This is a genomic window from Acinetobacter suaedae (genome assembly GCF_008630915.1).
GTDB lineage: Bacteria > Pseudomonadota > Gammaproteobacteria > Pseudomonadales > Moraxellaceae > Acinetobacter > Acinetobacter suaedae.
The window spans coordinates 806203-830995 of sequence record NZ_CP043909.1; the positions used below are offsets into that span (position 1 = coordinate 806203).

23 protein-coding genes and 1 pseudogene are annotated in these 24793 nt (G+C 40.3%); 11 read left to right on the plus strand and 13 right to left on the minus strand.

Translation table 11 applies throughout. The features are described from left to right. Positions 1–106 precede the first annotated feature (106 nt). The 3 genes from F2A31_RS03820 to F2A31_RS03830 are packed head-to-tail and all read left to right on the plus strand — an operon-like array spanning position 107 to position 1949. Positions 107–769, plus strand: a complete 663-nt coding sequence (locus tag F2A31_RS03820; RefSeq protein WP_150025268.1) for a hypothetical protein — start codon at positions 107–109, stop codon at positions 767–769. A 13-nt stretch (positions 770–782) separates the two neighbouring features. Continuing rightward, positions 783–1589 carry an SDR family NAD(P)-dependent oxidoreductase gene (locus F2A31_RS03825; RefSeq protein ID WP_150025269.1) on the plus strand — a complete coding sequence of 269 codons (807 nt, stop codon included), beginning with the start codon at positions 783–785 and terminating at the stop codon, positions 1587–1589. 24 nt (positions 1590–1613) lie between these two features. Beyond that, positions 1614–1949, plus strand: coding sequence for a hypothetical protein (locus tag F2A31_RS03830; RefSeq protein WP_150025270.1), 336 nt, complete (start codon positions 1614–1616; stop codon positions 1947–1949). 72 nt (positions 1950–2021) lie between these two features. On the opposite strand, the gene F2A31_RS03835 is transcribed toward F2A31_RS03830, so the two are convergent. The 8 genes and pseudogenes from F2A31_RS03835 to sdsA form a co-directional block, all read right to left on the minus strand. Continuing rightward, on the minus strand, positions 2022–2462 hold the full coding sequence (locus F2A31_RS03835; protein ID WP_150025271.1) for a YbjQ family protein: 441 nt from the start codon (positions 2460–2462) through the stop codon (positions 2022–2024). Positions 2463–2471: 9 nt separating this feature from the next. Continuing rightward, positions 2472–2822: a YbjQ family protein gene (locus F2A31_RS03840; protein ID WP_171490554.1), complete on the minus strand. Its 351-nt coding sequence runs from the start codon at positions 2820–2822 to the stop codon at positions 2472–2474. Between the two features lie 107 nt (positions 2823–2929). Beyond that, positions 2930–4387, minus strand: a complete 1458-nt coding sequence (gene adeK / locus F2A31_RS03845) for a multidrug efflux RND transporter AdeIJK outer membrane channel subunit AdeK (protein WP_150027656.1) — start codon at positions 4385–4387, stop codon at positions 2930–2932. Next, positions 4387–7563: a multidrug efflux RND transporter permease subunit AdeJ gene (gene adeJ / locus F2A31_RS03850; protein ID WP_150025272.1), complete on the minus strand. Its 3177-nt coding sequence runs from the start codon at positions 7561–7563 to the stop codon at positions 4387–4389. The genes adeK and adeJ overlap by 1 nt, the downstream gene beginning before the upstream one ends. Before the next feature lie 12 nt (positions 7564–7575). Further along, positions 7576–8799 carry an AdeA/AdeI family multidrug efflux RND transporter periplasmic adaptor subunit gene (locus tag F2A31_RS03855; protein ID WP_150025273.1) on the minus strand — a complete coding sequence of 408 codons (1224 nt, stop codon included), beginning with the start codon at positions 8797–8799 and terminating at the stop codon, positions 7576–7578. Continuing rightward, positions 8786–9435: pseudogene (locus F2A31_RS03860) on the minus strand (phosphatase PAP2 family protein). Before F2A31_RS03860 ends, F2A31_RS03855 begins: the two are co-directional and overlap by 14 nt. Before the next feature lie 159 nt (positions 9436–9594). Further along, entirely contained in the window at positions 9595–11637 is a 2043-nt protein-coding gene (locus tag F2A31_RS03865; RefSeq protein ID WP_150025275.1) for a site-specific recombinase, read from the minus strand. 13 nt (positions 11638–11650) lie between these two features. Further along, entirely contained in the window at positions 11651–12628 is a 978-nt protein-coding gene (sdsA, locus tag F2A31_RS03870) for an All-trans-nonaprenyl-diphosphate synthase (protein WP_150025276.1), read from the minus strand. Between the two features lie 448 nt (positions 12629–13076). On the opposite strand from sdsA, the gene rplU reads away from it, so the two are divergent. Both rplU and rpmA read left to right on the plus strand, forming a co-directional pair. Further along, complete coding sequence (rplU, locus tag F2A31_RS03875; RefSeq protein WP_005083041.1) at positions 13077–13388, plus strand: 50S ribosomal protein L21; 312 nt, start codon at positions 13077–13079, stop codon at positions 13386–13388. Between the two features lie 18 nt (positions 13389–13406). Further along, the gene (rpmA, locus tag F2A31_RS03880) at positions 13407–13661 is read left to right on the plus strand and encodes a 50S ribosomal protein L27 (RefSeq protein WP_004640422.1); all 255 of its coding nucleotides are present in this window, start codon (positions 13407–13409) and stop codon (positions 13659–13661) included. A 66-nt stretch (positions 13662–13727) separates the two neighbouring features. On the opposite strand, the gene F2A31_RS03885 is transcribed toward rpmA, so the two are convergent. Next, positions 13728–14597, minus strand: coding sequence for a pirin family protein (locus F2A31_RS03885; protein ID WP_150025277.1), 870 nt, complete (start codon positions 14595–14597; stop codon positions 13728–13730). Between the two features lie 292 nt (positions 14598–14889). On the opposite strand from F2A31_RS03885, the gene lolA reads away from it, so the two are divergent. The 5 genes from lolA to F2A31_RS03910 all read left to right on the plus strand — a co-directional run bounded on the left by lolA (position 14890) and on the right by F2A31_RS03910 (position 19907). Then, a complete protein-coding gene (lolA, locus tag F2A31_RS03890) occupies positions 14890–15585 on the plus strand; it encodes an outer membrane lipoprotein chaperone LolA (protein ID WP_150025278.1) in 696 nt (231 codons plus the stop codon). 116 nt (positions 15586–15701) lie between these two features. Then, positions 15702–16472, plus strand: coding sequence for a DUF3298 domain-containing protein (locus F2A31_RS03895; RefSeq protein WP_150025279.1), 771 nt, complete (start codon positions 15702–15704; stop codon positions 16470–16472). Between the two features lie 102 nt (positions 16473–16574). After that, entirely contained in the window at positions 16575–17846 is a 1272-nt protein-coding gene (gene serS, locus F2A31_RS03900; protein ID WP_125502642.1) for a serine--tRNA ligase, read from the plus strand. A 67-nt stretch (positions 17847–17913) separates the two neighbouring features. Continuing rightward, entirely contained in the window at positions 17914–19290 is a 1377-nt protein-coding gene (cysG, locus tag F2A31_RS03905) for a siroheme synthase CysG (RefSeq protein WP_150025280.1), read from the plus strand. Positions 19291–19436: 146 nt separating this feature from the next. Next, complete coding sequence (locus tag F2A31_RS03910; protein WP_005083031.1) at positions 19437–19907, plus strand: tRNA (cytidine(34)-2'-O)-methyltransferase; 471 nt, start codon at positions 19437–19439, stop codon at positions 19905–19907. A gap of 13 nt (positions 19908–19920) precedes the next feature. Here F2A31_RS03910 and F2A31_RS03915 read toward each other — a convergent pair whose 3' ends face one another. Both F2A31_RS03915 and F2A31_RS03920 read right to left on the minus strand, forming a co-directional pair. After that, complete coding sequence (locus F2A31_RS03915; protein ID WP_004640404.1) at positions 19921–20301, minus strand: VOC family protein; 381 nt, start codon at positions 20299–20301, stop codon at positions 19921–19923. A 15-nt stretch (positions 20302–20316) separates the two neighbouring features. Beyond that, the gene (locus F2A31_RS03920; protein WP_004640401.1) at positions 20317–20697 is read right to left on the minus strand and encodes a winged helix-turn-helix transcriptional regulator; all 381 of its coding nucleotides are present in this window, start codon (positions 20695–20697) and stop codon (positions 20317–20319) included. 116 nt (positions 20698–20813) lie between these two features. Here F2A31_RS03920 and F2A31_RS03925 point away from each other — a divergent pair, with 116 nt between their 5' ends. After that, on the plus strand, positions 20814–21371 hold the full coding sequence (locus tag F2A31_RS03925; protein WP_150025281.1) for a flavodoxin family protein: 558 nt from the start codon (positions 20814–20816) through the stop codon (positions 21369–21371). 81 nt (positions 21372–21452) lie between these two features. Here F2A31_RS03925 and F2A31_RS15885 read toward each other — a convergent pair whose 3' ends face one another. Next, on the minus strand, positions 21453–23108 hold the full coding sequence (locus tag F2A31_RS15885; RefSeq protein WP_228715646.1) for a vWA domain-containing protein: 1656 nt from the start codon (positions 23106–23108) through the stop codon (positions 21453–21455). Between the two features lie 203 nt (positions 23109–23311). Then, positions 23312–24709, minus strand: a complete 1398-nt coding sequence (locus tag F2A31_RS03935; RefSeq protein WP_150025282.1) for an APC family permease — start codon at positions 24707–24709, stop codon at positions 23312–23314. Positions 24710–24793: the final 84 nt, after the last annotated feature.

Consider the following 24793-nt stretch of genomic DNA (forward strand, 5'->3'; position numbering starts at 1 on the left):
GAAGTAAAAGCCAAAATGATAGAATAGATTTTTACTTTGAAATTTGAAAAGGCTTGTTTTAACAAGTCTTTTTTATTTACGGGACTCGAAAATTAAGGTTGTGAGGATGAAGACCGCTGTTTATTTAAGTATTCATGCAGATACTTATGCAAGGTTTGCGCATATTCGAACGCAATTATTGCAAGGTAATAAAGAAAGTCAGGCCAATGCGTTGGGTAATGTATTGTCTGAAATGGCTTGTGAGGTGATTGAACAAGTTTTTATGGTGCTATTACAAGAAAACCAACAGCACTCAAAAACAGGCGAGTCTGAAAAAGTGATTCAACAAATTTTAGAGGCGATTCGTAAATATATGCCTTGGTCAGTTTCTTTTTTTGGAAATGACCGCCTCATTCCTTTGGTTGAATACTTATCCAAAACTTTACAAATTCAAGATGATCATATTTACATGACTTATCCTGTAGAGTCGCAACTCGCTCAGCAAGTTACAGCATCAGCACAAAAGTTAGCTGCAGGTGATCAGCAAGAAATTCAGCATGCACTCAAGCTTTTAACAGATGTGATTGATGTTGGGGTAACCCATTTGATTCGAGAACCGAAAAAATGTTTAAAATTTAACTTTGTGGTCGATAAAACCTTAAATGGCGTGATCAATATGACAACGCATCTTGGTTATAAGCGCTTAGAAAAACTGGGCACTCAACTTGATCAACAGATGGCATCGACTTATGTTGATTATTTTCTAAAGTTTATGCGCCAGCAAGCATAGGTAGGGAAGAAATATGGCAAAGCTAAAGAGTCTTGAAAATAAAGTCGTTTGGATCACGGGCGCATCTTCTGGTTTGGGGAAAGCTTTAGCTCGTGAATGTGCATTACAAGGTGCGCAAGTTGTTTTGACATCGCGTCGTTATGAAGAATTGGAGTCGGTTCGTATTGGCTTATTGAAACCAGAACAACATATTTCAATTGCTGCCGATATCACTGATGAAGCCCAAGTCCGACACGCGTATGAGCAAGTATTGGCATGTAAGGGACGTATAGATTGGTTAATCAATAATGCAGGTTTAAGTCAGCGTGCTTTGATCCAAGATACAACGATGCAAACAGAACGTGCAATCATGGAAGTGGATTACTTTTCACAAGTGTTTTTGACTAAAACAGTACTTCCAACCTTCCTGAAACAGAAATCGGGTCGAGTGGTATTTGTTTCGAGTGTTGCTGGACTATTAGGGACACAATATCGAGCCAGTTATTCTGCGGCAAAAGCTGCGATTCATATGTGGGCGAATAGTCTGCGTGCCGAAGTTGCAAAAGAGGGTGTTGAAGTTTCTGTCGTATTCCCTGGTTTTGTGAAGACCAATGTTTCCTTTAATGCATTAAACGGAGAAGGAAAGCCACAAGGGCATCAAGATGAAGCGATTGAGAATGGATTAGATGCTGATATTTTTGCAGAACGCGTGGTTGCATCATTGATGGCGGGGGAGGAATATATTGTTGTTGGTGGTAAAAAAGAGCAACTCGGTGTTCTCGTCTCTCGTTTGTCACCAAGTTTGCTATACAAAATGATTCGTAAGAGTAAAGTGAAGTAATGGAGACATAAAAAAGGCTTTAAAATGGAAGATGATTTGAACCCAGCACATTCGCCTGCAAAAAGACAAGTATCGATTTTATCTATAATCGTTTATCTCTTGTTTGCTGTCCCTGCCAGTATTCTTATTGGTGGGTTAGTCGCTTTGTTGTTGGTGATGCTAACCAATGCATCCCATCTTGAAGGGGCAAGCGGGTATGCTTGGGTTGGATGGTTGATGGTCATTGCACCTTCTATTTATGTATTGTGCTTGATTACATTGCCAATCATGATAAAGAAATATCCAAAAATATTATCCGTAATGAATTGGATATTTGCCGTCTTGACGCTTTGCTTAATTTTATCTTTAACCATCTTATAATTGATCAGATAAGCATAGAATAAAATCTCAAGCATAAAGTACAAGACGGCAAGTTCATAAAGACATGCCTTTTTATCTTGGTGTTATAATCACCGTTCCATAGGCAAATACTTCAACCATACCACCTTGCATTCCCATTTCAGTGGTACTTAAACGAACTCCTAAAATTTGGTGACCGCCCATTGCTTTTGCTTGTTGTTTTAAACGTACAATCGCTTCTCGGCGTGCACGTTCAACGATACTTTCATAACTGATTAAGCGACCACCTAAAATATTTTTAATCGATGCAAGGATGAATTTAAAATAATCATGTGAGATCACGACATTACTACTAATTAAGTGCCCTGGATGTTCACTACTTGCAAAGCGACGACTATCGATTTGGATATCCGCCAATAGACGTTCATTTTCGTCCAGTTCTCTTAAGTGTTTTTGTTCGTTATAACGACCAAATCCCCAGCCTACAGAGAATAAAATCAGAAAAATGACAATCTGAAAAATTAAGCCATCCATTTGGTATTCCTATGAACTAAATGGATCTGGGAGTTTAGGTGTCATCGGTTGTACCACGACGGCGGTGCCATAGACAAACAACTCAGATGCACCTTGTGTAATACTCGAGGTTGAAAAACGAATACCTACGACTGCATTTGCACCTAGACTTTGTGCTTTATCGATCATACGTTGCATGGCTTCTTGGCGAGATTCTTCTAACAGTTCGGTATACGCAGTTAATTCGCCACCAACAATGTTTTTTAAGCCGGCAAGAAAATCGCGCCCCACATGTTTACTGCGTACCGTGCTGCCATAAACGACGTCTAGTTGGCGTAAGATCGTATGACCGGGTACAGATTCTAAATTGCTCAATAACATTATTTTTTGACCATTAAAAATTCTTTTTGAAGATAAGAAATATTGACTCAACTTGCAATAAAAAAGCTCACTGATTTGCAGTGAGCTTTTTTAAAACAATTGAAAGACTACTTATTGTAGTGTTTTTCAGAACTTGATGGTTGAAGTGTAACCGTTTCATTGGTTGAGGCTTTTAAACCACCGCCCAGTGTTTTGTACAGTTCAACTTGATTGTTCTGTTCAGCTTGTTGCAGTAACAATAAACCTTGTTCTGCTGCGTATGCTGATCGTTGCGCATCCAGTACTGTTAAATAACTATCAATCCCAGCACGGAAACGTGCATTTGAAAGTTTATAAGTAGTATTGGTGGCTTCAACCAAACGTTGCTGTGCTGCAAGACGTTCGCCAATGTTAGCACGTGTTGCAAGAGCATCGTTCACTTCGCGGAAAGCAGATTGAACTGACTTTTCGTAGTTAGATAACGCAATTTTTTGATCCGTTTCTGAGATTTTGACATTGGCACGACGTGTACCCCAGTCAAAAATCGGCATATCAATGCTTGGACCAATTGACCATACGCCGTTTGCTGATTTAAATAAATCACTTAAATCAGTTGAGGCATAACCTGCTGAACCAGTCAAACTAATGCTTGGGAACAATTGTGCTTTGGCTGCACCAATATTGGCACCTGCAGCACTTAATTGATATTCAGCTGCTTTGACATCTGGACGGTTGTTCAGTAAGTCACTTGGCAAACCAGTAGCAAATACATTCTGCTGAGTAACACGTTTAACAGGTTGCACAGGCAACAAGTTTTGCGGTACAGGTTGACCTACTAAAAGATTCAGCAAGTTTGCTGCTTGTGCAATTTGTGTCTTGTAATTTGCAACGTCATTGCGTGCTGTTTCAACAGAGATCTGAGCCTGACGTAACGGGACTTCACTGTCGATACCAACATCAAAGCGTCGTTTGTTTAGATTATAAGACTCTTGTTGCGCTTTAAACGTTTGCTCAGCAAGTTTTAAGTTCGCTGTTGCAAATGAATAATTTAACCATGCTTGAGTGACTTGACTAATCAAACTGATTTGGGTTGAGTCACGTGCACTTTGAGTGGCTAGATAGTTATCTAAGGCGGCATCTTTTAGGCTGCGAACGCGACCCCAAAAATCAAGCTCATAGGCAGTGACACCCAAACCTACTTGATAAGTTGAATATGGATTGTTTGGATCACGTGTAGGAGTAACCTGACGAATCGCACTACCACTCGCACCAATCGTTGGAAGCTGATTGTTTTCAGTAATTCGATACTGTTGTTGTGCACGTTCAATATTGAGCGCTGCAGTACGCAAATCACGGTTATTGGTCAATGCTAAATCAATCACCTCAATTAAACGAGGGTCAGAAAAGAATTGCTTATAACCTTGTTCTGCAATAGAAGAACCAGAAGCGCTGTTATATGCATAGCTTTCTGGAATATCGGTTTTCACGACCGGTTCTGGGCCGCGCATGCTTTGACATGCAGTCAAAGCAAGCGCAAGTGCAGATACCGCAATGCTACGACCTGAAATAGACCATACTGTTTGCATCACGATTTATGCTCCTGAATGTTTATAGTTTTTGGTTTGTACTTAAAGATACTACGAATCCACACGAAGAATACAGGGATAAAGAAAATACCTAGAAGTGTTGAAGAGAGTACGCCACCCAAGACACCGTAACCTACCGAATGCTGACTGCCGGCACCTGCACCAGAAGATAATGCTAGTGGAAGTACACCAAAGCCGAAGGCAAGTGTGGTCATGATGATTGGACGTAGACGCATTTTCGCAGCATGCAACGTTGCTTCTAGTAACTCTTCACCTTGTTCCTGCAAGTCTTTTGCAAATTCTACAATCAAGATCGCATTCTTTGCCGATAGACCAATCACAGCAATAATCGCAACTTGGAAGTAGATGTTATTTGAAAGATTTGGATCATCTTTCAGTACCATACCAAAGTAAGTTAAGAGAATCGCACCAATAATACCAAGTGGAACTACAAGTAAGACAGAGAACGGGATAGACCAGCTTTCATATAATGCTGCTAAGCATAAGAATACGATCAACAAAGAAAGTGCATAAAGGAATGGCGCTTGAGCACCAGACTCACGTTCTTCGAGTGATAAGCCTGTCCATTCATAGTCGAAACCTTGTAAGCCCATTGATGGAAGTTTTGCAATAATTTCTTCCATGGCTTTCATCGAGTCACCAGAACTTGTTCCTGGTGCAGGTGTACCTTGAATGTTCACCGATGACACGCCGTTATAACGTTCAAGACGAGGAGAGCCATAGGTCCATTTACCCGTTGCAAACGCAGAGAAAGGAACCATTTCACCTACATTATTACGCACATACCATTTGTTTAAGTCTTCAGGCATCATACGGCTATCCGCTTCACCTTGAACATAAACTTTCTTCACACGACCACGATCGATGAAGTCATTAATATATGAACCACCCCATGCCATGCTCATGGTGCTATTGATGTCAGCAATGCTAACACCCATTGCACCCGCTTGTGCTTGGTCGATCATAATTTGATATTGTGGTGTATCTTCTTGACCATTTGGACGTACGCCAACCAGTCGTTTGTCTTGAGACGCTAAACCTAAAACTGTATTACGTGCAGCAATCAGTTTCTCGTGACCTTGACCTGCTGAGTCTTTCAACTGTAGGTTAAAACCAGCAGTAACACCTAATTCAGGCATTGCAGGTAGTTGTAATGGCATGATGTATGATGCGTCTTTGACGATCATATTGAGTGCCATACCACGTTGAATCAGTGCGCCAATTTGCGTTTCCGCAGTGGTACGATCCTTCCAGTCTTTTAGCTTAATAAAGCCGATACCTGCATTTTGACCGATCCCTGTAAATGAGAAGCCTGATACAGTAAAGATTGATTCAACTGTATCTTCTTCCTTCATAAAGAAGTTGGTCATGGTATCAATAACTTTATCGGTACGATCAAGCGTTGCATTTGGCGGTAGTTGTACTAATGTCATCACAACACCCTGATCTTCTTCTGGTAGGAATGAAGAAGGGAGTTTTTGGAACATGAACACCAATAAGCCAATCACAACAGCATAGAGCACGCCTGAAAAGATTTTGGCTTTCAGCATACGACTTACGCCGTTCTGATAACCATGTGACACGCGGTCAAAGCTATGGTTAAACCATCTAAAGAAGCGAGCAAAAATATTGTTACTCGGTGCTTTATTTGGATCATGTTGCTTTAACAATGTTGCACAAAGGGCAGGGGTAAAGGTGAGTGCAACGATCAATGATAGAACCATTGCTGTAACGAGCGTAATCGAGAACTGACGATAAATCACCCCAGTTGTACCACTGAAAAATGCCATTGGTACGAATACCGCACTTAATACACTGGTGATACCAATCAGCGCACCAGAGATTTGTTTCATGGATTTTTCAGTTGAAGCAACAGGATCAGTATGTTCTTCTGACATAACACGTTCGACGTTCTCAACCACAACAATGGCGTCATCGACCAATAGACCGATTGCTAGAACCATTGCAAACATGGTTAAAGTATTGATCGAGAATCCAAAAATGTTAATCACTGCAAATGTACCGAGTACAACCACAGGGATCGCCAAAGTTGGAATAATCGTTGCACGCCAGTTCTGTAAGAATAGGAACATGACGATGAAGACCAAAATCACCGCTTCAATCAGCGTATGTACGACACTTTCGATTGAGAGCTTGATAAATGGTGTGGTGTCATAAGCCAGTTTATCTTCAAGACCAGCAGGATAGTTTTTACGTAACTCAGTTAAGCGCTCTTCAACAGCAGCAGCTGTATCAAGTGCATTGGAACCTGTTGCCATCTTGATCGCAAGACCACCAGCAGGTTTACCATTAAACATAGAGTTAAATGCATAAGTATCTGAACCTAGTTCTACTCGAGCAACGTCCTTTAAGCGAACTTCAGCACCAGAAGCCGTGTTTTTTAAGAAGATATTCTTAAACTGTTCAGGCGTTTGCAATAAGCTTTGCGCATTCACCGTAGCATTGATCACTTGATCTTTTACGGCAGGTGCACCACCGAGCTGACCAACAGCAACTTGAGAGTTTTGAGCTTGTAATGCACGAGCAACATCACTTGGTGTAAGTTGATAGTTGGTCAGTTTTGCTGGATCAAGCCAAATACGCATCGCATAAGAACCACCAAAGACTTGGACTTCACCAACACCAGCAACACGACTAATCGGTTCTTTGATTGATGAGTTTACATAGTCTTTAATGTCAGAGTCAGACATGCTGTTATCTGGTGAATAAAATGCAAGAACTTGTAAGAAACTTGCGCCAGATTTAGTAACAGTTACACCTTGACGTTGTACATCTTCAGGCAAAAGCGCTGTTGCGGATTGCAATTTATTTTGTACTTGAACTTGTGCAATATCAGGATCGATACCTTGTTCAAAGTTAAGTTCGATCGATGCTTGACCATTACCAGAACTGTTCGATGAAATATAACGTAAACCATCCAAACCATTCATCTGTTGTTCAATAATCTGGGTTACTGTGTTTTCAACAGTTTCAGCTGACGCACCCGGATAAGTCGCAGAGATGGTAACGGTTGGCGGAGCAATCGTTGGATATTGGGCAATAGGCATCTTTGACAAGGTTAATATCCCTGCCAGCATGATGACTAATGCGATCACCCACGCAAATATGGGGCGATGGATAAAAAATTGAGCCATTCAATGTGCCCCTTATGCTTTTACAGTTGCTTTTTGCTCTGCTGGAGCAGGTTGTGCAGCATTTTTGTCATTTGCAGGTTGAGCTTGATAAGGTTTTGCAGAAACCTCTTGCCCATCTTTAACTTTGGCAACACCGTCTACAATTACTTTATCGCCAGCTTTAAGACCATTGGTAACAATCCAGTTTTGGCCTTGAACACCAGCTGTATCAATAGGACGTGTTTCAACAGTTCCTTTATCATTGACGATCATGACGGTTGCTTGACCTGTTGGTAAGCGAGCTACAGCCGCTTGAGGAATCAGATAGGCATTTGGTACAAGACCTTGCACGATCTGTGCTGTTGTATACATACCAGGGAGTAGCAAATGATTTGGATTTGAGAACACTGCTCGCAAAGTTACAGTACCTGTGTCTTGGTTCACGGAGGCATCTGAGAAGGTTAATTGCCCTTCAATCGGATAGGTTGAACCATCTTCAAGTTTTAACTTTACTTTGGTGTTATTGCTGTTGCTTAAACTGCCCTTGCTCAGTTGTTGGCGTAAGCGTAAAAGTTCCGCACTGGATTGATTGATATCAACGTAGATTGGATCAAGTTGTTGAATTGTAACTAATGGTGCAGTTTGGTTTGCGGTCACTAACGCACCAGCCGTCACGGATGAACGACCAGATTGTCCAGAAATCGGTGAACGGATGGTTGAGTAACCAAAATCAACTTCTGCATTTTTTACTTGCGCTTGAGCAGCTGCAACTTGAGCTTCAGAAACTCTTACTTGACCAAGTAAGTCATCATATTCTTGTTTAGAGACTGCGTTGCTCGAAACAAGTTGTTGATAACGATTTAATTTGGTACGTAATGAGCTTAGGTTTGCTTGTTGCTGCAAAAGAGCAGCTTTTGCATTGTCTAAAGCTGCACGATTTGCACGTGAATCAAGCTCATAAAGTGCTTGACCTTCAGATACATAACTGCCTTCTGTAAATAAGCGCTTTAAAATTACACCACTTGTTTGTGGACGAACTTCTGAAATTTGATATGCAGATGTTCGGCCCGAAAGTTCAACGTTTTGTTCAATACTTTGCGGTTGAGCTACAAGTACACCAACCTCAGCAGGTGGCATTTGTTGTGCAGCAGCAGCTTGCTGTGCATCGTTTGTATCTTTGCTACAACCAACAAGTGCGATGCTTGTTGCTAATGCGCAAGCAGTCAGGGCAGGAGCCCAAAGCTTAGCCGACATCATTATTCCACCTCAATTTAGATTTTGATCTAAAAACAAATTGTTGTTGAAGTTGCTTTGATACAGCCATAACCAAAGCAACGAAGTCCAAATTAGTCCAATTCCCCAGCCTGAGAGTACATCTGTTGGGTAATGTACTCCTAAGTAGACTCTTGATATGCCCATCACCATAATCCATAACATTGCAATTAAGATGACAAAGGGGCGATATCGATGTTGTTGATACAATAACAACGCTAAGCTCGCTAGGGTTGCCGCGTAAAGGCTATGACCGCTTGGGAATGAGGCGCCATAGCTTTGGACCAAATGATAAAACTCTAAAGGTCTAGGTCGATCAATCCCCCATTTTAGGAGCCAACCAATAGCAATACTTCCGATTACACTGAATGCGATAAAAGCTAAACTTTTATAATTTTTCATCCAAGTTTGATATATGCATAAAAATGTAATCAAAACGAGTAAAAAGGGCATGCCGCCCAATTGAGAAAGTAAGATCGCCACATGATCAAGCGCAAAGAAGCGGTGTTCAAAAAGCATTTGAACACTCAGAATATCTAAGTTTGATGCAGAGGGGTGAATTAGCCCAATCACACCTAAAACTAAAAAAATGCAACCAATACAAAGTAGTAGGTACGGCATGCGAACCTCATTTTTTGCTTAACCATTTTCAGGGTTGTAGAGTGTTTTGAAGTGTACTCAAGAGTACACTTTTGGTCAAGCATTGAAATTTTATGATAATTTCATTTTTAAGTTTTTTTAAGGTTTAGTAAAAAAACATAACAAAATTTGATTGATATCTCATTTTTTATCGGAGGTACCTTTTTCCTGTACTTCAACAGGTTGTTTTGGTGGCCAAAAAAAGTCACTCGGTCTAGTGAGAAAATGCGTCATGACCAAATGTGCGAGTGGTTTCCATTGCGCAAAACGAACACGACGTGCACGTAAAGCTACAATAATGGTTAAAGTGAAACTTACAAATAAGTTAGTCAGACCAATTAATAACACGCCTAAGAATGAAACAATAATTAATGCAATATCAGGAGAACCGATCGTCATTAAACCTTGAATAAAGTTTGCTGCTGCGAAAGCAATGTGACGAATATCTAAAGGTAGGCCTAAGATAAAACCTATAGTTCCCATGCTACCCAGCATAATACCGAAAAGAAAATTACCTGCTAAAGCACCTAAATTGGTTTCTATATAGTTGGCAAATTTATCTAGGCGCTCTTGGCTCATCCAGCGTTTCAGGCGCCGATGTTGCTTGAGTCTTGGCCCCACTTTACGATAAACAGCTAGGTTATCAAAATAGCCTGCAATTAAACCCGAAAGGAATAAACACACACCTGCGATTGCTGCATGTGGAACAGCGAGGGACGTGAAGGGATTGAGGCTATGCAATAGCGCTGCTGATTTAGCATGATTTAATAACGGCTCATCCAAATAAAATTGCCATGAAAATGTAATCAACGCTGCGACAGGTATCGCAATCGAGATATTACCTAAGATGGCAATAAATTGTGTTCGGATAATATTAATAATCAGCGCAGCTAACTCTGCAATTTGGGCTGTTCGGCTACCTTTTTGTTGTTGTACGGTAGACGCTAGTGCAGCCGCAGTCATCGCTGGCTGTTTGGTTGCAACGGTAAAGTGCAACACATGGATCAGCATAAAACCGAGCGAGTAATTCATGCTATATAAAAAAGCATGGGTAAACGGCGCCAATACTAAACGTGCAGTAAGAATTTTTAAGGTTGCCATGGTGGCAATAATGGCACCAGCACCAGCTGCAGCTTTGTACATCCCAAAGAAACCAGCTTTGTCAGTACTTACGTAGTGTTCGCCAGTTTTGCTTGCATTTTCTGTTACTTGGAGAGCGATCAATTCACTTGTTGACGTGAGTAGATGACGAACACTCCGACTTTCATAATGCGCCTTGGTTAAGTCTATGAGTAACTCACCTAGAGCGATATATTTTACTTCATCTTTACTGGCCAATAAGCTCAGCAATAATTCAATACGGTCTAAGGCTTGTTCTAATAAGGATAATAAATAAGTCAAACTGATGCTGACGCCGATTCGCTTCGTTGCACGGCGGATTTTCATTACTACATCACGACACTGATCAAGCATTACAAAGGCTTGTGATGCATCAAGTGGTGGAAGAACTGCTATAGCATCTTGCTGATCAACTTGTTGTTTATACTTTTCTATAAAATCAACAATTTCTCGGTTTTGAACCAAGAATGGTGATTCGTATTCAGTAATATCAGGTTGTGCATTAATAAATTCAGGATATAGACCAATACCACTAATCCGATAGGATAAAACCGTGATGGCTTTAATCAACTCATTACTTGAAACTTGTTTCTCAGGGCTACTGTTTGAGCTTTCACAAATTAGATTGAACAGCGTAGACCAGTCTTGGTTGTCGATTAAATCTAACCACTCGCTGTCAGTTTCTTGATGAAAGACTTTGCCTACAAGCGTTGTGAGTTGTTGCCCATCTTCAACTAATGGCAGAAAATGTGCACCTAAACGCTGCCCAAGCTGATTCCAGAAACCATCAAGTGACAAAATACCGCTATCTGCATATAAGCTGATTTGCTTATATTGGCTCATCAGCTTTAACAAAAAACGCTGAAGTAAATTTGCCGATGTAGGAGTTAATAATAATGTTTTGATGAGATGATGAATTCTTTGCTTAACTTCATCTGCATCATTTGGGTTTTTTGGTCTTAAGCGATTGACCAATTCAATGAGGAGATTTTCATCAAGAACAGCTTGAGATTGTTCAAGCTGTTCCTGCATTTTTACAAATAAATCAGATAAATTAAAATGCATAAGCAGTCAGACATTATTGTAGTCGATGTAAGGCCATTAAGGTCAAATTAATCAATGCTTGACGATATTCATTGTCAGGCAGTGCTTTCAATGCTTCTAAAGCCGCGTCAGTTTCTTGTTGAGCACGTTTTTGGCAATAGTCTAATCCACCAGAGTTGTGAACAATCTCAATTACTTTATCTAGATGCTCAATCCCACCAGTAGCGATACTACGACGTATGATTGCATGATCTTCACCTGTTGAGTGTGCCAGTGCTGAAATTAACGGTAAAGTTGGTTTACCTTCCATTAAATCATCACCAATATTTTTACCTAATGTTTCTGCATCAGAAGTGTAATCTAAAATATCATCAATAATTTGGAATGCATTGCCGAAATGCCCAGCGAAACGACGCAATGGTTCACGATATTCTTCAGTACCTGCCAATATTGCTGCACCTTCAGTCGCAAGTTCAAACAGGCGCGAAGTTTTACCATGAATAATGTTTAAATAGGTTTCTTCTGTGGTATCAGGTTGATGTTGAGATTGAAGTTGTAAAACTTCGCCCTCTGCAATCTCACATGTTCCTGTTGAAAAATCTTTCAATAGCGTCATGTTATTTAAGTCGACCAGTAGGTCAAATGCACGTGCAATCAAAAAATCACCGACCAAAACAGCAGTTTGGTTATTCCACGTCGCATTTGCAGTCGGGCGACCTCGTCGTAAATTGGATTCATCGACGACATCATCATGCACAAGTGTCGCAGTATGCAACATTTCAATGACAGCGGCTAAGTGTTGGGCCTGCTGCATGTTGGTTAATCCACATGCACGTGCGGCAAGTAGGCACATAATTGGGCGCATACGTTTGCCGCCAGCTTCAACCACATGCTTGCTCACGGACATCACTAAGCCGACTTTAGAACTGATTCCTTCATTGATGAGGTGATCCATCGCAGCAAAATCTGTCGCAACAGGGGAGAGAATGTCTTGCTTGAAATCGATGACCATATGAAGAAGAACCTCGTATAGATGAGTGAGTGCGTTAAGTGTATCAACTAATCTGTTGCTAAACATTGATACACATATGGTTATTTGCCGTTTAGAACAGGGTAATGTGTTTTTTGGTCTTATTTTAGGCAGAAAGTTGACTTTCTGACTGAGACAAAGACTGTTTCTATGATTTTGTTAAAACACAGTTTGTTATTGCCAAATGGGTTGGTTAAAAATGTATTGCAAATCACAAAAAGAATCAATCAAAACAATGTGGGTTTAATCTATTTGATTTTATTGAAAAAATAAAATAATACGTATATGAGTATACATTTATGCAAAATCACTTGTTGTTTGATCAATTTTCACTTAAAATTTGTCGCCTTGTATAACCCCCAGTGGCGTTCGTTTTAAGATCGGTATATCCCTTTATCGACACGACGACACGGGCATGTTGGAGTACATTATGTACGCAGTAATCCAAAGCGGTGGTAAACAGCACCGTGTTGTTGAGGGTGAAACCCTTAAAGTTGAATTGTTGAAAGCTGAAACTGGTGCAACTATTACGTTTGATGACGTATTAATGCTTGTAAACGGTGATAGCATTCAAATCGGTGCTCCAGTTGTAGCTGGCGCAAAAGTAACTGCAGAAGTAGTTGGCCATGGTCGTCACGACAAAATCCGCATCATCAAAATGCGTCGTCGTAAACATTACCGTAAACAACAAGGTCACCGTCAATGGTTTACCGAGTTGAAAATTACTGGTATCGCAGGCTAACACGAGGAGTAAATAGACATGGCAACTAAAAAAGCCGGTGGATCGACGAAAAACGGTCGTGATTCGAATCCTAAGATGTTAGGTGTTAAAGTTTACGGTGGTCAAACTGTAACTGCTGGTAACATCATCGTTCGTCAACGTGGTACTGAGTTCCACGCTGGTGCAAATGTTGGTATGGGCCGTGACCATACTTTATTTGCTACTGCTGACGGCGTAGTAAAATTTGAAGTGAAAGGTCAATTTGGCCGTCGCTACGTAACTGTTGAAGCTTAAGCTTTTATGGTTCAAAAAAGCCCGCGTTAAGCGGGTTTTTTTATGGATATATATTTTAAAAGATTTCTAGTTTGAATAGTGACCGAATTTTCCAGTTTTAATATCATCGTAAGCCTGTAAAATTTCATCATAGGTATTCATTACAAAAGGACCATGTCCATTGATTGGTTCGTTTAAAGGTTGGGCGGATAAAAATAACAAGTCACAATCCTCAATCGCTGTTATTTCAACATCGCTACCTAAACTCGACATCACGGCTAGAGCTTGTTCTTCAAGATGGTCTTCATCTGCTGTCAACATGGCTTTGCCTTTGCGCAAGTAGATTAATGTTGTGGTTCCTTCTTCTGCGGGGAGGGTAATTTTCTGGTTCTTTTTTAAATGAATGTCAAAAATATTCATTGGGGTAAAGGTTTTGGCGATGCCTTGCGTAGTTCGATATTGACCAGCGATTACACGAATATAACCTGCTTGGTGATCAAGCATGCAGTTAGGAATTTCACTATTGGATAGGTTTTGATAGCGTGGTGCTGACATTTTGTCTTTAGCTGGCAGATTCACCCACAGTTGTACCATTTCAAACTTTCCGCCTTGTTTACGAAACTCTGGGCTAAATTGTTCGATATGTTGAATACCTGCAGCAGCGGTCATCCATTGCACATCGCCTTGCCGAATAATGCCACCTTGACCTGTAGAGTCCTTATGCCCTAATTCTCCTGCAAAAACAAAGGTGACGGTTTCAAAACCACGATGTGGATGTTCATTGACACCTTTTTTATTGCTTTGTGGTTCTAATCGCCCAGGACCAAGGTGGTCGAGTAATAAAAAAGGTGAAGTAGTATTTCCAAGTTCATGATATGAAAATACTGATAAGGCAGGATAAAAATCACCAATAGCAAAACGAGTATCGTTACGATGAATAAACGCAAGACTTTTCATGGTTCGGGCTTTTTGTGTCATTAGGCTTAGATTATCAAACTGTAAGCTATGGTCTAGTACATTATTTATCAATAATTTCTGTCTAAAGTGTCATAGTCTCAACCTCATAAATTGTGGTCGAGGAATAGAATTTTTATTTATTACAATTTCTACATAAAGGCTGTAACTTCATACATAATGCTGAACTTTGCGACACGAACTACACAAAACCGCTGCTTTTCTTCATTTTTTTAGTGATTAAAAACAGTAAGATGTCGTCATAACAGTAGGACTCTGATAGAAGGTTCATTTTATGAATTTTATGAAAAAAATAGCTTACGCGACAACTTTAAGTGCAATTACGCTTGCGCCAGTTGTTAGTATTCAGGCGTCTGCTGCACCTGTGGCGGCATCGGCTCAACAGGCAACCACGAGTTTGGTTCAACAATTATCAGGTTTGCAACGATTCACTGCAGATTTTGAACAAACAACGAAAGTAAGCAACAATAAAGCTGTACAAAAACGAGGGCTTACGGCTCAGCATATGAATCAAACTTTTAAAGGTGTGATGAAGGTTGAGCGTCCAGGTAAGTTTTATTGGGAAACTACTAGTCCAGCAAAACAAACCATTGTGACATCTGGGAAAACAGTGTGGATTTATGATCCTGATTTACAGCAGGCAATCCGCCAAAACCTAGATGATCAAGTAGCCAATACACCTGCATTATTGTTGTCGGGAAATACGAGCCAAATTATGCAGTCTTATCGCGTGACACAACCTGATCGCACAAAGTTGTATTATACCTTGTACCCGAAACAGGATGACAGCACGTTCCAAAGCTTGACAATTAGCTTTGGTGCAAACAAAGCGCCCAATTTGATGATTTTACAAGATTCATTGGGGCAAACTACTTATGTCCGTTTTAGTAATCTGAAGGTCAATCAAGCAATTCCAGCTTCTGTATTTAATTTTGAGCCACCAAAAGGCACAGATATTATTGATCAGTAATCTTTTCATTCTTGCTAGCCTAAAGCCGCAGATATTTCGGCTTTAGGCTAGATACATTTTTTAATTTCATCTGTGAGCAAGGCTTTGTATAGTGAAGAAAAACATTAGAGACTTGCATGACAATGAATAGCTCAAAATCATCAATATTGATTCCACTGATTCCTATACTGACCGTTTTTGCATTAGCAGGTTGCCAACCGAAATCAGATACAGACTCAACAGCCAAAGTTGAAAAAAACAATATCCCATTGGTTCAGGCTCAAGTCGTAGCCGTTGAGTTACCTAAACAGAAAGTATGTTTAGAGGATGGTTGTACCAACTATGATCTGCAAACGGTAAAAACCAATCTGCAATGGATTGATGATTATTTTGTGGCACGCATGAAAAAAGCAGAGCCGAATGCTTTTTCAAATTTAAATGATCAACAAGTGAAAGTTCCTGAGGGTGAACCTGTACTGAGTGAAAGTAGTACCTATGTTCGCTTTGTTGGTCAAAATTACAATTTGGCGACTTTTGCGATTCAGAGCTATACTTATCCTGCGGGTGCTGCACATGGAATGTACCATCAAGAATTTGTTAATTTTGATTTAAGCAATAAAAAACATATTCGTGTAGAGGATTTAGTTAAAGATGGTATGGATCAAAAGCTGCGGGATGAGTTGTATGCTGCAAATCAAAATTGGTTAGATGAGCACAATATCAAGAAAGATCAACTACAAGTCAGCGATAATTATTATTATGGGGTCAATGGAATCGTATTCGTTTATCCACTTTATGAGCTTGCATCTTATGCTGAAGGTATGAGTGAGTTGACCTTACCTTATTATGCAGCAAAAGAGTTTATCAAGGCAGAATACTTGCCAAGCCTACCGAAAGTCCCTAATTAATCTTAATCTAGATACAGCATCTGCAATTACGAGGTAGATGCTGTATTTTTTCAGGTTAAAGCCTTACACTATAGCCAGTTTTTTCTCTATTCATGATTGATTATGATCGACCCAAAATTACTTAGAAATAATATCGAAGTGGTAAATGCTGCTTTGGCAAAACGTGGTATTCAGCTCAATGTACAAGAATGGGCTGATTTAGAAGCTCGCCGTAAAGATTTGCAATCTAAAGCAGAAAATTTACAAGCTGAACGTAACGCAGGTGCAAAGCAAGTTGGTCAAATCAAAAAGTCGGGTGGAGATGCGTCAGAAATTATGGCGCGTATGGCTGCGATTGGTGATGAAATCAAAGCGGCTGAAGTCGCTTTGGCTGAATTGCAAACTGAACTTGAGCAGAAGTCTCTTGCGATTCCAAACCTACCAGATGAGTCTGTTCCATTTGGTAAAGATGAAAGCGATAACTTAGAAATCTTAAAATGGGGCACACCACGTCAGTTTGATTTTGAAATCAAAGATCATACTGATCTTGGCGAATGGATGGGTGGTCTCGAGTTTGAAACTGCGACTAAGCTCACAGGTTCACGTTTCAGTGTATTGAAAGGCCCTTTAGCGCGTTTACAACGTGCTTTAACCCAATTTATGTTGGATACCCATACGCTTAAAAATGGTTATACCGAAGCTTATGTTCCGTATTTGGTGAATGCGGATACCTTACGTGGTACAGGTCAATTACCAAAATTTGAAGAAGATTTGTTCAAGCTGCAAGGCGAAAAAGAATATTATTTGATTCCAACAGCAGAAGTGCCAATCACGAACTTTGTACGTGATGAGATTATTGATGCGGATCGTTTGCCACTTAAATATTCAGCACATACACCATGTTTCCGCAGTGAAGCAGGTTCTTATGGGCGTGATACGCGTGGCTTAATCCGTCAACACCAATTCGACAAGGTTGAAATGGTGCAAATCGTCAAGCCAGAGCACTCTATGCAGGCACTTGAAGAGTTAACTGCACATGCTGAGGGCATTTTGCAGGCGCTTGGTTTGCCGTATCGTAAGATTTTGCTCTGTGGTGGTGACATGGGCTTTGGTGCAGTTAAAACATATGACCTCGAAGTTTGGGTACCTAGCCAAAATACGTATCGTGAGATTTCAAGTTGCTCAAATATGGGGGATTTCCAAGCTCGCCGTATGAAAGCACGTTACCGAGTGGATCAGAAGAAGATCGAATTGGTGCACACTTTAAATGGTTCTGGACTCGCAGTGGGGCGTACCTTACTTGCAGTGATGGAAAACTACCAACGTGCAGATGGTTCAATCGAGATTCCTGAAGTTTTACGTCCATATATGGGCGGTGTAACTTATATCGATTAAGCTTTGCATCGAATTTGTGCACAGTTTTTGCTTTATCTCAATCAGATTGAAAATATAGAGGCATGATGTGGAAATTTTCCCAATCTCTTTAAAGTTGCAGCAGCAACGATGTCTGATTGTCGGTGGTGGGCATATTGCTTATCGCAAAGCAAACTTGTTGGTCAAAGCGGGTGCAATTGTTGATGTGATTGCGCCTGAGATCGAGCCAGAATTAACTGCTCTGGTTGAAAAGTCAGCAGGGCAGTGTATTTACAAACCTTTCTCAGAAGATATTCTTGCAACTCCTTATCGACTGGTTATTGCAGCGACCGACCAACCTGAGGTCAATAAAACGGTATTTGAGCAATGTGAACAGCGTAATTTGCTGGTCAACAGTGTTGATGATATTCCACATTGTCGTTTTATGGTCCCCGCAATTATTGATCGTTCGCCTTTGGTGATTTCAGTTGCATCTAATGGTGCATCACCTGTTTTATCTAGACAGCTTCGTACTCAAATTGAAACGATTGTGCCACATGGCATGGGTAAACTTGCTGAGTTTTCAGGAAAATGGCGTAAGCAAGTCAAAGAAAAAATCACCAATCCAGATGAGCGTCGTATCTTTTGGGAAAATTTGTATGCCAGCCCACTTAAAGAGCAGGTATTCAATGACAATATTGATGTTGCCAACGATTTGATTCAGCAGGCACTTAGTGAATGGATTGCACCCAAAGGTGAGGTTTATTTAGTGGGTGCAGGGCCGGGTGATCCAGAACTTTTAACGTTAAAAGCATTGCGTCTCATGCAGCAGGCAGATGTCGTGATCTATGATCGTTTGGTATCTGCACCCATTTTGGAATTATGCCGCCGTGATGCAGAAAAGATCTACGTGGGTAAAGCACGTTCCAATCATTCTGTGCCGCAAGATGGTATCAATGCTTTATTGGTGGAGTATGCGCAAAAAGGTAAACGTGTTTGCCGTTTAAAAGGGGGAGATCCTTTTATCTTTGGGCGTGGTGGTGAAGAAATTCAAGAATTGGTGGAAGCCAATGTGACTTTTCAAGTGGTGCCGGGGATTACCGCTGCTTCAGGTTGTTCTGCATATGCGGGTATACCACTGACACATCGTGATTATGCACAAAGTGTACGTTTCTTGACAGGGCATTTAAAAGAAGGCTCACCAGAGTTACCTTGGAACGAACTGGTCTATGAAAACCAAACTTTGGTACTGTATATGGGCTTAGTCGGATTAGAGCGGATTTGTGAGCAACTGATTGCACATGGCCAGCGCCCCACTATGCCTGTAGCGCTCATTTCTAAGGGAACGACTCCTGAGCAAAAAGTGGTGGTCGGTACTTTGGCGGATATTGCAACCAAAGTATCAAAGCATCAAATCGTAGCACCGACTTTAACCATCATTGGTGAAGTGGTGAGTCTACGCGAACAGTTAAAATGGCATGAGTGAGGGGATGCAGCGATTGACTATCGCTGCCCTGAGGAGTGAAAATTCCGCAAGAAGGATATCTGCCTGAGGGACGCTCATGACTATATTCCCGACTAAATTAGGGTCCTGTGCCAAGCAAAATAATATATGTATAAGTGAGTAATTAAGTGATTCATGTCGTCCTATACGAGCCTGAGATTCCTGCGAATACAGGTAATATCATTCGTCTATGTGCCAATACTGGTGCACAACTACATTTGGTCAAACCTTTGGGTTTTGAGCTAGATGATAAAAAGTTGAAACGTGCAGGTTTGGACTATCACGAATGGGCGAGAATGCAAATTTGGGATAATATTGAATTATGCCTTGCTGATCTAAAAGCTAAAGGTGTGGAACATGTTTTTCCACTGACAACAAAAGGAACTGCAACACCGCATACAGTTGATCTAAATCGTCCTGTTGCGTTGTTAATGGGACCAGAAACTCGAGGTTTACCTGAACAAGTCCGTTTGATGTTCCCTCAAGATCAGTGGATTCGCCTGCCCATGGCTGAAAACTCTAGAAGCTTAAATCTATCTAACGCAACTGCAGTTATTGTATACGAGGCGTGGAGACAACAAGGGTTCAAACAGCTCTGATTGTATTGGACTTTTATATATCACCATATGGACTAGCAACAACGAGTGTATAACCATTTAGGTCTTTAAACCAAATTTCGCGATGGTGTGCATTCGGGTTGTATTTTGGACCTTCCAATATTTCAACGTGGTGGGCTTGCAGGCTTTTGACAATTTCATCAAATTGCTTGCTTTCAAACCACAACAGAACACCATTGCCAATCACATATTTAGGCTCTCCAATATATGAGTGGTCATGCGCTTGCCATTGATGTAATTGCAACACCATGGTTTGCTCAAATAGCAACTGTTCATATTCTTTGCCGCCATGTCCGCTTTGCAGGCCAAGCACAGTTTGATACCACTGACTGGTTTTCTCGACATCTGTAACAGCAATTAAAGGTTGTGGTTGCATACGGACCTCATCGGATTATTCTATTTTTTCTTGTATAGCATCAAAACGTTGTTGAGCAGAAATGATTTGTTCGATATTACTCTCAGCCCAATCTTTCAACTGAAATGCCATTTCAGCAACCTCTAAACCTAAAGCCGTCAAAGAATATTCCACACGAATTGGTGAGGTATCTTGTACTTGCCTTTCAATAAAACCATCTCGCTCAAGCATTTTTAATTTCTGTGAGAGAACCTTTGGCGAAATCCCTTCGATGTTCTTTTTTAGTAAATTGAAGTGCTGACTCTCTTTAGCCAAAACATTGATGATTAATAAAACCCATTTATCTGCAATTTTTTCAAAAAATAATCGAGCAGGGCAATGCTGTTGATAAATATTATATTTCAAGCCTTTAATCATCTTTGGTACTCTCAATTTTTCATTCAAAGTTCAATAGTTACCTATTGGTAACTAATTGACACCTAGTTTCTAAAATATATCATTAAATCGAACTTTTAAAAACACTAGGTGAACTCATGACAAAAATTGCAGTGGTTTATTATTCAGGCTATGGCCATACCAAAGTTGTGGCTGAAACTTTTGCACAAGCAATTGATGCAACATTAATCGAGATTGATCAAAATGGTGAAATTACGGAACAAGACTGGCAAACTTTAAGTGATGCGCAAGGAATCGTTTTTGGGGCACCAACTTATATGGCTGCTGCACCTTGGCAATTTAAGAAATTTGCTGATGCATCATCAAAAATTTGGTTTACACGTGGTTGGCAAGACAAAGTTTTTGCAGGTTTTACCAATAGCGCAAGTTTAAATGGTGATAAGCAAGTGACACTCATTCAACTACAAACTTTGGCTTCACAGCATGGTGGAATATGGGTGAGCTTAGGCTTACTTCCTGCCAATACCAAAGCCGCCCAACGGGAAGATGTCAACAACCTAGGCGGATCGGTTGGCTTATTGGTGCAATCACCTTCGGATGCGAGTACTGATGAAATTCCATCTGGAGATTTGGAAACCGCTAAACATTATGCACAACGTGTCAAAAATGTTGTGGAGCGTTTGGCTCAAGCATAAGAAGATAATCTAATTAAAAAAACACCGTAAGATGTCGCTCATATTACGGTGTTTTATTATGTTATTTGTAGAATTGCTAAATTAATTCAGCGTTAAGAATTTATAGGTTACGGTAATTTTATCGTTGGCTTTAGGTACCGCTGCTCCATAAAAGACCAGATTAGCGCCTGTATGACTATAGATGATATCAAAACCATTTTGGTGAGTGGTATCTCGGAGTACGGTATTACTATTCACTTTGACGGTTACAGTTGATGGAATTGGAACTTGTGAAAGGGTAAATTGGCTTGCGAGACCGGTAGCAGACTTGATGATTTCATCGAACATGACACTCCAGCTATTGGCATCAGCACAAATAGATGCAGAGCTACCACCTGTTAAACGTGAGATTTCTTTAAAGTGCGCACCACCTGTTGCATATCCACCTTGACCAGAACAAGTAAATTTTTCATCATAAGGCGCAGGAGTACCCTGAGTTGGGCGAATCAGTTCAGCCGTTCCAACGATGGAAAAATAGGTGGTATTTTGCTGTAAGAAAAAATCTTTATAGTCATTAAAATCGCGTGCAACTGAAGTTCCAGCAGGTGAATAGCCGTAATAGGTTTCATTTTCTGGCTCATCTGAAACAAAAACAACCAAGTTTTTCGCATTGGGACGATCAAAATTACTTAGGTTCGCTTCACGGACACAGAAGAAGCCAGTCTCTGTACCTGATTCCATTGTTCCTGGCCGTGCTAAGGTTTGCCACTCAGTTTCTGCATTAGCAGTTTGAGCATCAATAAATTCAGCACCGGTACTTGTCTTCCTTAAACTTTTACAGCGTGAGGCATCATGTGTATTCACGGCTAAGCGATAGTCAATATTTGCTTGATTGAGTGCGGTAAAGAACTGACTTGCACCATTTGCAAGATTGGTTTGTTCTTCGGACATTGAACCTGAAGCATCAATATTCCATAGAATATCTACAGCATTGGAACCAGTTGCATTTTGTGTAAACTCATTTGTGGTTGATTTGACGATTAATTGTGGGCTTAAGCTTGCAAGTGCAGTTGCTAAGTCAAGGTCGCCATATTTTTGCTGTACTTGGGTACTATTGGTCTCAGGATAAGCATTTACCCAGATAAAGATAGTATTTGATGCGGTACCTTTCCAAAAAGAAAGCTGTAAACGCATTTTTTGTGTTGCAGTAACTGAGGCTCGTGTTTGAAATGAAGTTGTTGTAGCCGGTTGGTTGAGTGAGTTTAAGAGTAAATCACGTAATTGATTTGTGGTTTGGTTATTTTCTGCATCTACATCTAATGTGATATTTACCACTTCAGACTCAGCATTTTTTGAAGTTTTATTTACGAGTACATTGCTTCCCATATTATTTTCAATCAGCAATGCGGTAAATTTTGATAAGTAATCTTGGCTTGTATCAGCCAATGATTGACTACTTTTGCTGTCTATAGCAAAACCATAGCTTTTAATATCAGCATCATCTAGCAATAGTGCTGTTTGGGTTGCATTAAGTTTTTTCTCTGAAAAATGATCAGTAGAAACATCTCCAAAAACCGCAACTTTAGCTGATTTACTAGATACACTCGCTTCGGCTTCGATGCTATTTGTCGGTGTCGGTGTCGGTGTCGGTGTCGGTGTCGGTGTCGGTGTATGGCGATCATTATCATTATGACATGCGGGTAGTATTGCGAGGTTGGCTACAATAAAACTGGCAAATAAAAGGCGTTGATTTAACATTTTTGTTCCCTCAAGTATTTTAAATTATGCTTCATCATATATGTTCTTTTTTAACATATGTTATATTTTAACATTTTGTTTAAATTTATTGGTTTTATCAAAAGGAATATCAAGAAGGATAGAATGAGTACATTTTATTGCTGACAAAAAAAGGTGCAGTTTAAAAACTGCACCTTTGTTCGGTAGGCTAAACAAGAAGCAAATTAATGCTTATCATCAAACTCATTATATTGAGGAGCAGTATATTTAAAGCCTTTGGTTTTATAACCTAAATATAAAACCCCAAACATTGCCCACCATAAGCCGTATTTCAATGCAGTTTCTTCAATTTCTAGCCATAGCGCAAAGATACTGATAAAGCCGCACAATGGGATAACGACATAGTTGATGATTTCTTTGAATGTCTTCGTGCGGCCGTCTCGAAGTGCATAACGAGAAATAACCGATAAATTTACAAAGGTAAATGCGGTTAAAGCACCAAAACTAATCATCGAAATCACAATATCTAGATCCATAAAGCCTGCTGATAAAGCAACAAGACCAACGATCAAGATGTTATACGATGGCGTAAAGGTTTTTGGACTAATATGACCAAAAATCTTTTTGTTGATAATACCATCGCGACCCATGACATACATGAGACGTGACACACCTGCATGGGCTGAAATACCTGAAGCCATTACTGTAATAATTGCGAATGCAAGTACGTAAGACTGGAACAGTGACCCACCAACCAGTAATAGGATTTCTGGTTGAGTTTCAGCAATATCTTTAAAGTAGCTGCTTGGATTACCAGGGAAATAAAGCTGAATGAAATAGGTACTGATAATGAAGATGACACCTGCAAATAATGCAGTTAAGAAAATTGCTTTAGGTAGCGTTTTCTCAGTATCTTTGGTTTCTTCAGCAAGTGAACTTAGAGAGTCAAATCCAGTAAATGAGAAGCACAGTAAAGTTGCACCTGTGATTAGGGCACCAACTGAAGTGAGTTCATTCCAAAATGGCTCTAAAGTCCATAGTTGATAACGAGTTTCTGCGGTAATCGGACCATCCGCATTCATTCCCATTTGTAACTTGCTATACACTAAGTAGGTAAATGTTCCAATAACAAGCAACTGTACTAATACGATCCAGCTGTTAAAGTTCGCAACAAATCGTGCGCCACGTAAGTTAACACCAGTCATAAAAGCAGTCAGAACTAAAACCCATACCCAATGGTTGATATCAGGAAATAGTGCAGTCAAATAAATGACGGCAAGAATGATATTCACCATAGGAGAGAGTAGGTAATCCAACCATGATGACCAGCCCACCATAAAACCGACATTTGGGTGAATGGATTTTTGCGCGTAAGTATAGGCAGAACCAGACGATGGATAACGTCGGATCATATGCCCATAGCTAATTGAGGTGAGCAAAATGGCAACGAGGGCGAAGATATAAGAAGTTGGAACATGGTGATTACTTGCTTCCGATACTAGACCAAAAGTATCAAATAACGTCATTGGTTGGACATAAGCCAGACCAATAATTATGACGTGCCATAGACCTAATGTTTTTTGCAGTTTAGCTGCTGATTGAGTCCCAGAGATGTTTGTCAACGGCGTTATCCTCATTATCGTTGATCAAGGATCAGCTATGGTTTAAGGATCATTTGAGACAAAAATGATCCCCCCTACAGAAAA